This is a genomic window from Deinococcota bacterium (genome assembly GCA_030858465.1).
Classification (GTDB): Bacteria; Deinococcota; Deinococci; order Deinococcales; family Trueperaceae; genus JALZLY01.
Genome location: JALZLY010000056.1, coordinates 1 through 14,429, shown reverse-complemented (window position 1 = coordinate 14,429; position 14,429 = coordinate 1). Strand labels below are relative to the sequence as shown.

13 protein-coding genes are annotated in these 14,429 nt (G+C 65.7%); 2 read left to right on the top strand and 11 right to left on the bottom strand.

Translation table 11 applies throughout. The features are described 5' to 3' along the window. From M3498_02840 to pdxH, 4 genes are all read right to left on the bottom strand, one after another. Window positions 1-195 (bottom strand): cytochrome c oxidase subunit II (locus M3498_02840; protein ID MDQ3458234.1); only part of this gene is annotated, 195 nt, incomplete at its 3' end. 138 nt (window positions 196-333) lie between these two features. Beyond that, window positions 334-870 (bottom strand): cytochrome c, encoded by a 537-nt coding sequence (locus M3498_02835; protein MDQ3458233.1) that lies wholly within the window; start codon window positions 868-870, stop codon window positions 334-336. A 20-nt stretch (window positions 871-890) separates the two neighbouring features. Beyond that, on the bottom strand, window positions 891-2,207 hold the full coding sequence (locus tag M3498_02830) for a ferric reductase-like transmembrane domain-containing protein (GenBank protein ID MDQ3458232.1): 1,317 nt from the start codon (window positions 2,205-2,207) through the stop codon (window positions 891-893). Window positions 2,208-2,303: 96 nt separating this feature from the next. Continuing rightward, on the bottom strand, window positions 2,304-2,936 hold the full coding sequence (pdxH, locus tag M3498_02825) for a pyridoxamine 5'-phosphate oxidase (protein ID MDQ3458231.1): 633 nt from the start codon (window positions 2,934-2,936) through the stop codon (window positions 2,304-2,306). Window positions 2,937-3,049: 113 nt separating this feature from the next. Between pdxH and M3498_02820 the strand changes: the two genes are divergently transcribed. Next, the gene (locus tag M3498_02820; protein ID MDQ3458230.1) at window positions 3,050-5,107 is read left to right on the top strand and encodes a thioredoxin domain-containing protein; all 2,058 of its coding nucleotides are present in this window, start codon (window positions 3,050-3,052) and stop codon (window positions 5,105-5,107) included. 105 nt (window positions 5,108-5,212) lie between these two features. On the opposite strand, the gene M3498_02815 is transcribed toward M3498_02820, so the two are convergent. Genes M3498_02815 through M3498_02785 form a run of 7 tightly spaced genes read right to left on the bottom strand, consistent with a single transcriptional unit; the run spans window position 5,213 to window position 13,792 of the window. Beyond that, a complete protein-coding gene (locus M3498_02815) occupies window positions 5,213-6,184 on the bottom strand; it encodes a cytochrome c (GenBank protein ID MDQ3458229.1) in 972 nt (323 codons plus the stop codon). Then, a complete protein-coding gene (locus M3498_02810; GenBank protein ID MDQ3458228.1) occupies window positions 6,177-7,349 on the bottom strand; it encodes a hypothetical protein in 1,173 nt (390 codons plus the stop codon). The genes M3498_02815 and M3498_02810 overlap by 8 nt, the downstream gene beginning before the upstream one ends. Next, window positions 7,346-7,951 carry a cytochrome c gene (locus M3498_02805; protein MDQ3458227.1) on the bottom strand — a complete coding sequence of 202 codons (606 nt, stop codon included), beginning with the start codon at window positions 7,949-7,951 and terminating at the stop codon, window positions 7,346-7,348. Before M3498_02805 ends, M3498_02810 begins: the two co-directional genes overlap by 4 nt. Continuing rightward, a complete protein-coding gene (locus M3498_02800; protein MDQ3458226.1) occupies window positions 7,951-8,517 on the bottom strand; it encodes a DUF3341 domain-containing protein in 567 nt (188 codons plus the stop codon). The genes M3498_02805 and M3498_02800 overlap by 1 nt, the downstream gene beginning before the upstream one ends. A gap of 60 nt (window positions 8,518-8,577) precedes the next feature. Further along, window positions 8,578-9,948 carry a polysulfide reductase NrfD gene (gene nrfD / locus M3498_02795; GenBank protein MDQ3458225.1) on the bottom strand — a complete coding sequence of 457 codons (1,371 nt, stop codon included), beginning with the start codon at window positions 9,946-9,948 and terminating at the stop codon, window positions 8,578-8,580. A gap of 19 nt (window positions 9,949-9,967) precedes the next feature. Continuing rightward, entirely contained in the window at window positions 9,968-13,126 is a 3,159-nt protein-coding gene (locus M3498_02790) for a TAT-variant-translocated molybdopterin oxidoreductase (GenBank protein ID MDQ3458224.1), read from the bottom strand. Between the two features lie 9 nt (window positions 13,127-13,135). Beyond that, complete coding sequence (locus M3498_02785; GenBank protein MDQ3458223.1) at window positions 13,136-13,792, bottom strand: cytochrome c family protein; 657 nt, start codon at window positions 13,790-13,792, stop codon at window positions 13,136-13,138. A gap of 425 nt (window positions 13,793-14,217) precedes the next feature. On the opposite strand from M3498_02785, the gene M3498_02780 reads away from it, so the two are divergent. Continuing rightward, the coding region (locus M3498_02780) for a hypothetical protein (protein ID MDQ3458222.1) at window positions 14,218-14,429 on the top strand (212 nt) is incomplete at its 3' end.

The following is a 14,429-nucleotide window of genomic DNA, read 5'->3' as shown; positions in this document are numbered from 1 at the left end:
GAGGGCGAAGACGATCAGCGACACCACCGCGGCGGTCCAGAAGAGAACCCACCACAAGTGAGCCATCTCGGCGGCGGCGGGACCCTGGGGAGCGAGCGCGATGGGCATCTCGCAGCCCGTGAGGAGCGCGAGCAGGCCCCACGGGCGCAGGGCTGGTGAGCGCTTAGGAGAGGGAGTGGCGGTCGTCGGCGTCATCGTGATGAGTCAGGGTGATGAGTCAGGGTGATGAGTCAGGTGGTCCGGCTGCCGGACCAGATACCCAGAGGATAGGTAGCAGGAGTCTATCACGCTTGACAGGCCTAGTCGGGCCGCCGTTTCCAACCCGCACCGGCGCTAGGGTCCCAACTGTCGCCGCATCTCGCCAACGTCCGCTGGGCTCAGCTCCTTGCCGCGCTCCTCGGCGACCTCGCCGGGAAGGTAGAGTTCGGCGTCTTCGGGCAACCTTTCCTCGTTGCCCCAACTCGTGAGCGTGTGGTTGAGGACGGCGGCTATGCGCGCGTCCGAGAGGGTGTCGAAGGCCGGCATGGCGGCGTCATGGCGATCGCTCTCGAGCCCGTAGAGCATGATGTCGACGAGGAAGGTCCGGCCACCCTCGGCGGCAAGGAGGCCGGGGGTTCCCTGGAGGCCCGGATAGACGTCGCGGCCCTGACCCTCGGAGCCGTGGCAGGTGGCGCAGTTGGTGTCGTAGGTGTTGGCGCCCAAGGCCTGCCACTCGAAGTCGGCGATATCTGTCACCTCTTCTCCCACCAGAGTGTCCTCCTCGAGCACGATGACGATCTGCTGGCTGCGGATCCAGGCGAAAAAGAGCGAGGTCAGCACCAGCATGGCGGCGATGACGTAGGCGATGCGGTAGGCGTAGGCGTGGCGCATAGGCTCCTTAAACCAGCTGGTTAAACCAGGTTGAAGCGTTCCATGTGGACGCTCTGGGCCTTTACGCCGTGCGCGAGCAGGGCCTCTTGGACCGCGTCCATCATGGCGTCCGGGCCGCAGACGAAGAACTCGCGCTTGATCTTCTCCTCGGGCAGGTGCTTGTCGAGCACCTCGGAGGTGACAAAGCCCTCCTCGCCCTGCCAGTCCTCGGGCGGCTCCTCGAGCACGTAGACCACCTTCAGGTCGAGCGTGTCCTCGAGCGCCTCCAGCTCCTCGCGAAAGGCGACGCCGTCCCAGGTCTTCTCGGCGTAGAAGAGCAGCAGCGGCCGGCGGTCCGCGCGGTCGGCCAGAGTCCTGAGCGAGCTCATGACCGGGGTGATGCCCACGCCCCCGGCCAAGAAGACGTAGCCGGCGGCGGGGTAGCGGTCCACCGAAAAGGCGCCGTGGGGGCCGTCGAGATAGGCCTTGCTGCCGGGGGGAATGTCCTTGACGCCGGCGGAAAAGTCGCCCAGAACCTTGATGCCGAACTCGAGCCGCCCCGGACGCTCGGCCGACGAGGAAAAGGAGTAGGGATGCTCCTCGATGGTGTAGGGCGAATCGTGAATCTTGATCCAGGCGAACTGGCCGGGGTCGAAGCGCAGGCCCTCGTGCCCGTCGGGTGTAAGCACCAAGGTGTAGGTGTCGCCCCGCTCCTCCCTGACCTCGGCGACCCGGTAGACCGCCCGGCGCTGCAGGGCCGGCTTGACCAGGCGCAAGTAGGCCAGCAGCCCCACCATGAGCGCGCCAAAGGCGATCCACAGGGCGTGCTTCCAGGGGGTGTTGATGTAGACGCCGGCAAAGGTGACGTGAAGCTGGGCGAAGACCAGCGCGGTGATGGCTAGAAGCGCGTGCGTCACCCGCCACACCTCGTAGTCGAGACTGATTCGCTGGCGGAAGACCGAGAGCAGGGTGATTAAGAGGAGCGCAAAGACCGAGGCCAGCCCGCTGCGGCTCGCCCAGGTGCCGCTCAGAGGGTTCAAGAGCTCGAGGCGCGAGGGGTCGTTGATCATGAGAATCGTCGGGTGGGCCAAGATGAGCAAGACGGCGATCATGGCGATCTGCTTGTGATACTGCAAGATGATGTCGATGCCGTAGGGCGCGGTCACCCGTCTGAAGCGGGCGATCAGCACGAACTGCAAGGCGATCTGGGTGAGCCCGACGAAACCGAGGGCGATGGAGAACTCGAGCCAGAAGTCGCGGCCCGAGGGCACGGGACGGATGAGCATCAGGAACATGGGGACCAAGACGACGAGGAGATAGAGGCCGATCCAGAAGAGGCCCGAGACCGTATGGTTCAAGCTTGTCCCCCTGAGGAGGCGAGTGGGAAAGAAAAGGAGCCGGTCACTCCTATATCATAAGGGTTGCCGCGAAGGCGAACCGTGAGGCCGCCTGGATTAGGGTGCGAGCCGCCGGATCTCCCAGCCCTCATCCTGCCGCTCGTAGCGGAGGCGGTCGTGGAGGCGGTTGGGCCGGCCCTGCCAGAACTCCACGGCGTCGGGCTTCAGCCGGTAACCGCCCCAGAAGGGCGGCAGCGGCACCTCGTCGGGAAAACGCCTCTCGAGCGCCGCCAGCGCCTCCTCCAAGACCTCGTAGCCCGCGATGACGCTGCTCTGCCGTGACACCCAGGCGCCCAGCTGGCTGCCCCGCGGCCTGTTCCTGAAGTAAGCCTCGGAGGCTTCGCGGGAAATTTTGCTCACCGCACCCTCGACGCGCACCTGGCGCTCGAGCTCGAGCCAGGTGAAGACCAAGGCGGCGTAGGGGTTGGCCTCCAGCTCGGCGGCCTTGCGGCTCTGGTAGTTGGTATGGAAGACGAAGCCGGCTTCGTCCAGGCCCTTCAGCAAGATGGTGCGCGCCGAGGGGCGGCCGGCGGCGCTCACGGTCGCCAGGGTCATGGCGTTGGGCTCGAGCACCTGGGCCCCCAGTGCCTCGTCCAGCCATGCCTTGAACTGGTCGGTAGGGTCTTGCTCGAGGTCGCCCTCGTGGAGCCTCTTGAGGCGGTAGTCTTTGCGCAGGTCGGCCAGGGTCATAGCCCAGTCTACCCCTGCTCAGTCTACCCCTGCCTAGTCTGTCCCCGCCCAGTCTACGGCGCCAGCGTGGGCTGCCTTACGGGGCGGGTGGCCGCCAGGGTCTAGGCTTAAGCATGAACAGCACGAACGGCAAACCCAACCGGCTCGCAGCCGAGGCCAGCCCTTACCTCCAGCAGCACGCCCACAACCCGGTGGACTGGTACCCTTGGGGCGACGAAGCCTTTAAGAAGGCGAGAGAAGAGGACAAGCCCGTCCTGCTCTCGGTCGGCTACTCCGCCTGCCACTGGTGCCACGTCATGGCCCATGAGTCCTTCGAGGACGAGGCGACGGCCAAGAGGATGAACCGCGACTTCGTCAACATAAAGGTCGACCGCGAGGAGCGGCCCGACGTGGACAGCGTCTACATGAACGCGGTGCAGGCCATGACCGGCCAGGGCGGCTGGCCGATGACGGTGGCCCTGACGCCGGGCGGTGAGCCCTTTTACGGCGGCACCTACTTCCCGCCCGACGACCGCTACGGCCGCCCCAGCTTCCGCCGCGTGCTCGACGGGCTGGCCGACGCCTGGAGAAACCGCCGTGACGAGGTGATGGCCTCGGCCGCGGGGCTGACCGAACACCTGCAGAAGCTCAGCAGCGTTCCTCCCGCCGAGGGCGACTTCAGCGAAACGCTCTTGGACGAGGCGTTAAAAGCCCTCGCTCAACACTTCGACTCCCGCCACGGCGGCTTCGGGGGCGCGCCCAAGTTCCCGCCGCACCACGTGCTCGGCTTTCTCCTGCGCAGCCACCAGCGCACGGGCGACGCGGGGGCATTGGCGATGGCCGAGCTCACCTTGGAGAAGATGGCCCGCGGCGGCCTCTACGACCAGATAGGCGGCGGCTTCGCCCGCTACAGCGTAGACGAAAGGTGGCTGGTGCCGCACTTCGAGAAGATGCTCTACGACAACGCCCAGCTCGTAGAGCGCTACTTGGAGGCCTACCAAGTCACCGGCTGGGACTTCTACCAGGGGGTCGCCGAGGAGACTTTAGACTGGGTGAAGCGCGAGATGACAGGCCCCTCCGGCGGCTTCTACAGCGCCCTCGACGCCGACTCCGAGGGTGAGGAGGGCAAGTTCTACGTCTGGAGCGACGAGGAAATCGAAAGGGCCTTGGGTGAGGACGCCGCCTTGGCGCGGGCCTACTACGGCGTCTCCTCGGGCGGCAACTTCGAGGGCAAGAACATCCTCTTCGTGCCCAGGGACCCTCGCGCCGTCGCCGAGCGCTTCTCGCTCAGCCCGGAGAGGCTGGCCGAGAAGATTCGCGACATCGACAAGAAGCTTCTGGCCGAGCGCGAAGGGCGCGTCCGGCCGGGCTTGGACGACAAGATTCTCCTCTCCTGGAACGGCCTGATGCTGGCCGCCTTTGCCGACGCCGGGCGCATCCTGGACCGGCGGGACTACTTGGATATCGCGGTCAAGAACGCCGAGTTCGCGCGCGACAACATGGTCGAGGGCGGCCGCCTGCTGCACGTCTGGAAGGACGGCCGGGCGACGGTGGCGGGCCTATTGGAGGACTACGCCTACTACGGCACCGGCCTGGTGGCCCTCTACCGCGCCACGCTCGAGCCGCAGTGGCTCGACTGGGCGCTCGAGCTGGCCGAGGTGATGGTGACGCACTTTCACGACGCCGACAACGGCGGCTTTTTCAGCACCGCCGACGACGCCGAAAAGCTCATCGTCAGGCCCAAGGACTTTTTCGACGGCGCGGTGCCGAGCGGCAACGCCGCTAGCGCCGAGTTGCTCCTGGTCCTGTCGCGCTACACTGACAGGCGCGACTGGGAGGAGTTGGCCGCTAACAGTCTGAAACCGATGCTGGCTGGGATGAAGCAGCAGCCCAACGGCTTCGGCCTGATGCTGGCCGTCGTAGACAGGTTGCTGGCCGGCCCCCGCGAAATCGCCATCTTCGGTGAGAGGGGAGAGGAGAGCACGGAGAGGATGCTTCAATCTATTCACGGCCGCTACCTGCCCAACACGGTCTTGGCCCTGGCCGAGGGCGCGGACGACCCTCTCACAACGCGCCTGCCCTTTTTGCAGGGGCGCGACAGAGTGGAGGGCAAGGCAACGGCCTACGTCTGCGAGAGCGGGGTCTGCAAGCTGCCGGTCACGACGGTGGAGGCGTTGGCGGAAGTGCTTTAGAGCAGACGGAGGCGAAGTGGCGTGCCATCACCTACTTCCTTAAGCAGCAAGTAAAAAAGCCCTCCGCAAGCCTTCCTGCTGAGGGCTTTGAGATGAAAGATTGGGCTACTCGAGGTCCAAAGCCTGTCTGAGCGCGTAGACGTCCTGTGAGCTCAGGTTTGCACCGCGCTCGGCGGCGACGTCGCCGGGCACATAAGGCTCGAAGTCCTGGAGTTCGGCCTCGTTGCCCCAGGCGGTCATGGTGTGGTTGAGGATGGCGGCGATGTCCTCGTCGGCGAGGGTGCCAAAGGCGGGCATCTGACCGTTGTAGGTCTGGCCCTCCACCACGATCTCGCCGACCAAACCGTAGAGCAGCACGTTGATCGGGTAGTTGCGGCTGGCACCGTAGAGCTCGGGCGCGTGGCCGGCGAGCGGCGGGAAGGCCCCCGGCACGCCTTGGCCCTCGGCCTGGTGACAGGCCGCGCAGTTGCCGTTGTAGGCCTGCTCGCCCGTCGCCTCCCAGTCGAAGACGCCCTCGGCCGTCTCGGCGGAGCCGGTGACCGCTTCGCCCTCGCTCGTGCCCGCGACCGCGACCTGCTCGATAGCGGCGGGCATCTCCACGGTGGTCACCACGTCGCCGTCGGGATAGCTCATGCGGATGGTCACGAAGTTGGCGCTCTCGGGCAGGTTACCGGCGTCTACCAGCACGTTGAATAGCTCGGCGGCGGCGGGCGCGGCCGGTGGTGCGGCGGCCACCGCGGGTTCGGGTCTGGCGAAGACGAAGTCGGCGCCGCGCTGCGTGGTCAGGTCCATGGCCAGCTCGATGGGCACCTGGATTATCCTCTCCCCCTCGTCCACCCAGCCGTAGGAGCGCAGGACTTCTTGCTCGGCGGCGCGCTGCTGGCGCACCGCCTCGGCGGCCTCGCTCACCTGCTCCTGGCGCGGCGGCTCGATATAGGTATAGGCGCGCATGTGATCGGCGTAGAGAAGGATCGAGGCGACGATGAGCAGGAGGATGAGCAAAGCTCCTGCCAGCCCCGCCAGCCTGAGCATGCGGTTGTCGGTCGGTTGCCCCCTGGTCATGTGCTCCCTAGTCATGATGCACCCCCGCGACCGCCTCTATCTTCGGGTCGTACTTGGGCAGGAGCGCGCGGCTCTTCAGCTGCCAGATGAAGGCGGCCAGCCAGAAGCCGCCGATGGCGATGAACATGATCGGGTCGAGCGGGCTGAGCTGCCAGCCGATGCGCCCGAACGAGGGCACCAGCTGCCAGAAGAGATCGACGACGCGCATGAAGATGATGAGCAGCGCCACGGTGGTGAGCACGTGGGCGTTTCTCTTGACGCGCCGCGACAGGAGGATGAAAAACGGCACGAAAAAGTGAAAGACGACGATGAAGAGCGCCAGGATGCGCCAGCCGCCGGACATGCGGACCAGATACCAGATGTTGTCCTCGCCCAGGTTGGCCGACCAGATGATCAAAAACTGCGAGAAGCTGGTGTAGGCCCAGAGCATGGTGAAGGCCAGAAGAAAGTTGCCCAAGTCGCTTATCTGCTTGGGGTGGATGACCTCCGAGAGCGGCTTGTAGCGCGATAGCAGGACGAGGACGGCGACCGTGAAGGCCATCGCCGAGAGCCCCTGGCCGATGATGAAGATGACCCCGTAGATGCCCGAGAACCAGTGCGGGTCTAAAGACATGCCCCAGTCGAAGGCGGCGAAGGTCATGGCCAGAAAGTAGAAGATGATGCCCGGCGGGGCCAGGACCTTGGCGTAGCGGTGGTACTTCATGTCGCCGGTCTCGTCGAGCCTGGTCGACCAGTGGTAGAGCAAAAAGGCCAAGAGGATCCAGATGACGAAGTAGAGAACCGCCCGGACGGCAAAGAAGGGCACGTTCAGGTAGGCCGCTTTGGCCTGGATGAGGGCGTCGCCGGCGGCGATGACCGGGTTCGCCCAGGGGAAGAGGTAGGGCATGCCGAAGAGGATCGGCAAGAACAGCAGGGCCATGAGCGGGATGACCATAGCGGCGGCCTCGAGGATGCGCCGGGCGATAAAGCCCCACTTGCCCCAGACGGTGTGGTGGATCATCAGCCAGGCCAAGGAGCCCAGCGCGATGCCGATCCAGAAAAAGTAGGCGTAGAGGTAGGACTGCAAAAACGGCGTCAGGCCGAAGAGCGCGCCGATCAAGGCCAAGAGCATGCCGACGCCGCCGGCGATGAGCGCGCGCCGCTGAATGAGGTCCAGAGTCGGCCTCAGGGACTCGTTCATCTCATGTTCTCCAGTCTTTCCCGGTCCCCGGGGGCGAGGTCGTCCAAGTCCGCCGACTGGCTGACTTGCAGGGCGCGGATATAGGCGGTGATCGCCCAGCGGTCATCGGGATTCACGCGGTCGCCGTAAGGGTACATGCGGCCGAAGCCGTTGCTGATCACGTTGAAAAAGTAGCCCACCGGCGCCTGGCGCAGGCGGTCGCTATGGTAGGTCTGGGGCTGCGGAAAGCCGCGCTGCACCACCACGCCGTTGCCGTCGCCCAAGATGCCGTGGCACTGCGCGCAGAAGATGGTGTAGCGTTCCTGGCCGCGCTCTAGGGTGCGGCGGTCGACGAGGTAGGGAAATGTCTCGGCCTGCTGGCCGTCCACCGTGCCCAGGAAGCGGTGCTCGTCCTCTAAGTCAAAGCCCCTCGCCACCGTGCCCTCGACGAGGGGGCGCGCCGAGGCGCCGTCCTCGAAGAAGCTGCTGGGCTCGTAGGTGTCCTTTTTGGGCTGATCGTACATGTTCCGGCCGCAGGAGGAGAGAAGAAGCGCCAGGGCAAGGAGTGCGGCGAGCGCCGGCAGGCCGCGCGGAGAAGGCGGGCGCAGAGAAAGCAGGGGCATCAGGGTTCGACCTCCGACACCCGACCGGGCGCCAGGGTCTCTAAGAGCGCCTTTGAGCGCTCCCGGTCGAACCTGGGGTCGTCGGCTTCGATGGCCAGAAAGAAACCGTCGCGGCTGGCGGCCTCGAAGCCGGGCGCGTTGAAAATCGAGTGGTAGGGCCTGGGCAGGCCGTTGATGATCAGCATGCCGAAGACGGCGGAAAAGGCCGCGAACAAAATGGTGGTCTCGAACATCGGTACGATAAAGGCCGGCCAGGCGAAGTGAGGCCGGCCGAAGACGATGACCGGAAGGCTCAAGACCATGGCGAAGTACTGCAGCAGGAGGCCGAAGAGCGCGCCGGTGATCCCGCCCGCCAAGACGATAAAGCCCAGGCGTGAGGGCCTGACGCCGAGCGCCTCGGTGAGGCCCTCGACGGGAAAGGGCGTGTAGGCGTCGATCTTCTTGTAGCCCTCGTCGCGCACCCGCTCGGCGGCGGCGACAAGATCCTCGGGGGTGTCGAAGCGCGCCACGACGCCGTAGATGTCTGGGTAGATGTCCGGGCCGGGGCTTGACGGGTTAGTAGCCATCCTCATCTCCTCTCGCGCCTAAAGGGAGGCCTAAACAGCAGCCTAAACAGCAGCGGGCGTTCAATGCTTATGTCCTTCCTCGTGATGGACGAGCTCTTTCATCTCGGAAATGGCGATGAGCGGCAGCACCCTGATGAAGACGAAAAAGAGCGTAAAGAAGAGCCCCATGGTGCCGATGAAGGTGGCCCAATCCCAAAACGTCCCCGCGTACATGCCCCAAGACGAGGGCAGGAAGTCGCGGTGCAGGCTCATCACGATGATGACGAAGCGCTCGAGCCACATCCCCACCGAGACGATGATCGAGACGATGAAGAGCGCCCAGAGGTTATAGCGTATGCTCTTGAACCAGAAGAGCTGGATGGTCAAGAAGTTGCAGAAGATGAGCGCCCAGAAGACCCAGCCATAGGGCCCGAAGAGGCGGTTTAGCGCCATATAGCGCTCGAACTCGCTGCCCGAGTACCAGGCCGTGAAGATCTCGATCACGTAGCCATAGGTGACCACCGTGCCGGTCGCCAAGATGATCTTGGCCATGTTGTCTAAGTGCTTCATGGTGATGATGCCCTCTAGGCCGTAGAACTTGCGCAGCGGGATCGCTAAGATGATGACCATGGCGAAGCCCGCGAAGACGGCCCCGGCGACGAAGTAGGGCGGGAAGACGGTGTTGTGCCAGCCGGGCAGCTGCGAGATGGCGAAGTCGAAGCTCACCACCGAGTGCACCGACAAGACGAGCGGTGTCGACAGCGCGGCCAGGAGCAGATAGGCCCGGGTGTAGCGGTTCCAGTGCCGGGCCGAGCCCGTCCAGCCCAGCGCGCCGACAGCGTAAGCCGTCCGCGCCCACCTGTTCTTGGCGACGTCGCGCAGGGTGGCCAGGTCGGGAATCAAACCGACGTACCAAAAGAGCAAGGACACCGTGGCGTAGGTCGATACCGCGAACACGTCCCAGATCAGGGGGGAGTTGAACTGCGGCCACAGGCCCATCTGGTTGGGATAGGGAAAGAGCCAGTAGAAGACCCAGGGGCGGCCCAAGTGCAGAAGCGGGTACACGCCCGCGCAGGCCACCGCGAAGAGCGTCATCGCCTCGGCGAAGCGGTTGATCGAGGTGCGCCACTGCTGGCGCACCAAGAGCAGGATCGCCGAAATGAGCGTGCCGGCGTGACCGATGCCGATCCACCACACGAAGTTGATGATGTCGAAACCCCAGCCGACGGGCTGGTTGACGCCCCAGATGCCGATACCCACGGCGATCAGATAGGTGACCGAGAAGAGAAAGACCATGAGCAGCAAGAAGGCGACGGCGAAGCCGCCAATCCACCAGCGCGGGGTCCTGCGCGGGTCGGTCAGGGGAATGCTACTGATGGTGTCCTCGACGCTGCCGTAGCTGTAACCGGGCGCCAGGATGCGCCCCTCGTCCAGCCCCTGGTTCGCCTTCATGTTTTTCGACGCCACGGTATCAGGCCCTTTCCACTTGCTGCCGAGACGCGAGGTGCTGCTCGGGCTGGTACGCTTCGATCTCGGGGTTGGGGTTGTTCAGGCGCGCTAGGTAGCTGGTGCGGGGCCAGGTGTTGAGCTCGGTCAGGACCCCGTAGTTGAGGTGGGTGCTTTTGAGGCGGCTCACCTCGCTGCCCGGGTCGTTGATGTCGCCGAAGACGATGGCCCGGCCGGGGCAGGCCGAGGCGCAGGCGGGGATCACGTCGCCGTCGCGGATGCGCCGGCTCTGGTTCTCGGCGTCGATGCGCGCGCGGTTGATGCGCTGCACGCAGTAGGTGCACTTTTCCATGACGCCGCGGCTGCGCACGGTGACGTTGGGGTTCCTGAACAGGTCGAGGGCGTCGTCCTCGAGCCGGCTGTAGTGGAAGAAGTTGAAGCGCCGCACCTTGTAAGGGCAGTTGTTCGAGCAGTAGCGGGTGCCCACGCAGCGGTTGTAGACCATGTCGTTTAAGCCCTCGGTGCTGTGCACGGTGGCGGCGACGGGGCAGACCACCTCGCAAGGCGCGTTCTCGCAGTGCTGGCAGAGCATGGGCTGGTGGTAGACGTGCGGCTGGTCCATGTCGCCCGAGAAGTAGCGGTCGATGCGGATCCAGTGCATCTCGCGGCCGCGCCGCACCTCGTCCTTGCCCACCACCGAGATGTTGTTCTCGGACTGGCAGGCCACCACGCAGGCGTTGCAGCCCGTGCAGGTGTTTAAGTCGATGGCCATGCCCCAGGCGTAGGAGGTGTAGTCGTAACCGGGGTAGAGCGAGCCCTCGATGTGGTGGCCCATGTCGTGGATGACGTCGCGGTCCTCGCGGTACTCTTCCAGGGTGGCGTGGCGGACGATGTGGCGCCGGTCGGCCGCGCGCCCGGCTTCCTCGATGACGGCGGGCGAGTGGCCGTAGGAGAGGTTGTTGTGGTCCTGGGTGGTGACCAGGACCTGGCGGCCGCGGGCGGGCTCGAGCGTCAGGCCGGGGCCGAAGAACGGGGCGTCGGCGGTGCGCAGGGCGTAGGCGTTGAAACCGGCGCCGGTGCCCACGCGCCCGGTCTGGGTGCGGCCGTAGCCCAGGTGCAGGGTGACGGTGTCGGCGGGCTGGCCGGGCAGGATGAAGACGGGCGCCTCCAAGCTGCGGTCTCTGTAGGAGAGCGTGACCATCTGCGTCGCGCTCACGCCGAGGCGCTCGGCGGTGGCGGGGCCGACGATGGCGGCGTTGTCCCAGACGAGCTTGGTGAGCGGCTTGGGCAGTTCCTGGAGCCAGGCGTTGTTGGCGTAGCGGCCGTCCCAGATGTTGGGGTCGGGCTTGAAGACGACCTCGAGGGTGCCGATGGCAACAGGCGCGGCCGGGGCGTCCAGGGCGCCGGCCTGCACGCTGACTTCCCTCGCTGCCAGCGCGCTGCCCTCGATGACGCCGTCGTGGACGGCGCGGCGCCAGAAGCCGTCGAAGTCCTCCGCGACTTGTCCCTGCCAATAGGCGCGCACCAGCTCGTAGTTGCTGCTCCCTACGTCGCCCAAGAGGATGGCCAGGACCTCGTGCTGGCTGCGGCCGCCGTAGAGCGGCGCGATGAGCGGCTGGATGATCGAGGCGGTGCCGTCAAAGGCGCGCGCGTCACCCCAGGACTCGAGCTCGTGGGCCATGGGCACGTGCCAGGAGGAGAGAATCGCCGTCTCGTCTTCGAAGAGCCCGAGATGCACCGACAGCGGCACGTTGGCGAGCGCTCCAGCGAAGTCTACGTCGGCGGGCGCGGTATAGGCCGGGTCGCCGCCGAGCATGACGAGCGCATCGACCCCGCCGGCCTCCATCGCCTGGGTGAGCTCGCGCAGTGAGGCGGCGCCGCTGCTCGTCCTGTCACTGGTGGCGGCCTCGACGGGGTCGGTGTAGAAGACGGTGGTGCCGACGTTGCCGAGCGTCTCGTTGATGGCGTGGGCCAGGGCGTGGACGATGGGCGGCTGGTCATAACCGGCGACGACCAGGCTGCGGCCGGCGTTCTCTGCCAGGTCGCGCGCCAGCGGCTCGAGCCAGGCGCTCAAGGTCCCAGGCAGCTCGCCGCCGCCTTCGCCGGCGGCCACGCCGAGTTCGCCCGCGACCGCTCGCGCAAAGGTCTCGATCAGGCTGGGCCGCACGGTGTAGTGGTGGTCGGCCATGATGCCGGTCAGGCTGGGCGTGCTCTCGACGCTGTAGAGGCGGTTCATGCTGAGCACCTCGTCGCCCACTTCCTGCGCGGCCACGCGGCGGCGGTCCGTGAAGGCGCGGGTGTAGTGCAGCTTGCCGGGGCCGACGCCCAAAAAGTCGGCGTCGAGCGAGAGGATTACGTCGGCCTGGGAAAAGTCGTAGACCACGCCCACCGGCTCGCCAAAGGCCAGTTCGGCGCCCATGCGGGCGTTGTCCAAGCCGGCGGCGTCGTACTGGTGCCAGACCGCATTGGGGTAGCGCTCCAAGATCTCCCTGATCTGGGCGATGAGCGAGGGCGAGGTGAGGGTATCGGTGAGGATGCGCAGGTTCATGGCGGTGTCGTCCGCGGCACTGGCGAGGTCGGTGTAGAAGCGCTCCCACATGTCCACGCCCGGTTCCTCGTCGGTGACGCCGCGGCGCCGGACCTCCCTCGAGCGGTCCGGGTCGTAGAGGGTGAGGACGGCGGCCTGCATCATGGTGTCGGTGGCGCCCAAGCTCGCGGGGTGCGCGGGGTTGCCCTCGACCTTGATGGGCCGGCCCATGTGGCTCTCGACCAGGACGCCGTGGCCGTAGCCGCCGAGCGTCAGGGTGCTGGCGAAGTAGAGCGAGCGGCCGGGGATGATCTCCTCGGGCTGGCGCACGTAGGGCACGATCTGTTCACCGGCGCGGGGGCGCTGGATGCAGGCGGTCAGCCCGGCCAGGGCCAAGGACGCGCCCATCAGCCTCAGAAAGTTGCGCCGGCTCACCCCGCCCGTCTCCTCCAGGGCCGCGGGCGGAAACTCCTTGGCGACAAAGGCGCGAAACTCGGGCGTGTCGGCGACCTCTTCGAGGCTGCGCCAGTACTCGCGGCCGCCCTTGCCGGCTAGAGAATCGCGCAGCGCGGCGATATTCAGGGGTCCTTCCGCGTCCTGGGAAGCGGGTGCGAGGCGGTTTTCGATCTCGTCTAGACTGATAAAGGTCTCTTTCATGGGCAGCCCTTAATAATGGCAGGTCGAGCAGTTGGTGAGCTTGTTGACGTTGATGTGATATTCATCGATGAGCGTCCTCCCGAGCTCGAGCTGGTTGGCGGGCGGCACGTAGGCCATGTTGAGGACCTCCTCGCGCGGCCGGATATAGCGCTCGGGCTCGCGGTGGCAGTTCAAGCACCAGGTCATGGACATGTTGCGGGCCTGGTAGACGACCTCCATCTGGTCGACGCGGCCGTGGCAGTTGACGCAGGCCACGCCCTTGTTGACGTGGGCGCTGTGCTCGAAGTAGACGAAGTCGGCTAAGTTGTGGACCCGGTTCCAGGCGATAGGAACATTCTCGGCGTAGCTCTCGCGCACGAGCTCGAGCTCGGGGCTGTCGGTGAGAATCTGCGAGTGACAGCTCATGCAGGTGTGGGTCGGAGGAATCCCGGCAAAGGGCCCGTCTTGCACCGAGGTGTGGCAGGACAGGCAGCTCAGGCCGAGCTCGCCCACGTGAAGCGCGTGGCTGTAGTGAACGGGCTGCTCGATAGGCTGGCCGACGCCGGTGGCAAACGAAGAGCGATTGAACATGGCGATAAAGGTGAGCAGCGCGGCCAGAAAGACCACGCCTCCTAAGATGCCGTACCTGGCAACGCTGTTGGACACTTTGGGAAAAACTTGCGGCATCAGCTACCTTGTCCTTTACCTTGTCCCTGGGGTCCCTGGGGTCCCTGGGGTCCCTGGGGTCCCTGGGGTCCCTGAGGTGAGGGCTTGACGTTGACAAACCAGCACAGAAGGCGTCTCCTGCGCTGGACCGGCGGTAAGATAAGCTCAGACATAGGCTCGTGCATCGCTGCGGCTATCTCATAGCCTTCTGGGCTGGCCACAGCCACTTAGACCTCCCCTGCTCCAAGTCACTCTGCCCAGGCTACACAATTGTGAGTTAGGTGAGCAAGTGCTTATTCCTCAACAGACCCGGACGAGCAGACCCAGGTGCCCGTTGGGTCAGACACCGCCCGCGTCTTCGTCGTGACCTCTTCATCTTGCCATATTCCAGCGTCAGACCTGAGGGACGGATGTCCCAAGACTGGATGGCCCGGTATAGTAAAAGGATGACGAACCTGGAGCCGAACAGGGAGGTGGGCCGTCTCAAGCTGCTGCTCGGGCCGGCGGCCTCGGGCAAGACGGGCTTTCTCATGGCGCGAGCCCACGAGGTCTTGGCGCGGCGCGGGCGCGTCCTCTGGATCGGCCTACCCCAGCAGCGCGACGCCGTCTACCGCCGCGCCACCCTGGCGGGGGCGGTCTTGGGCCTCGAGGTGCTCTC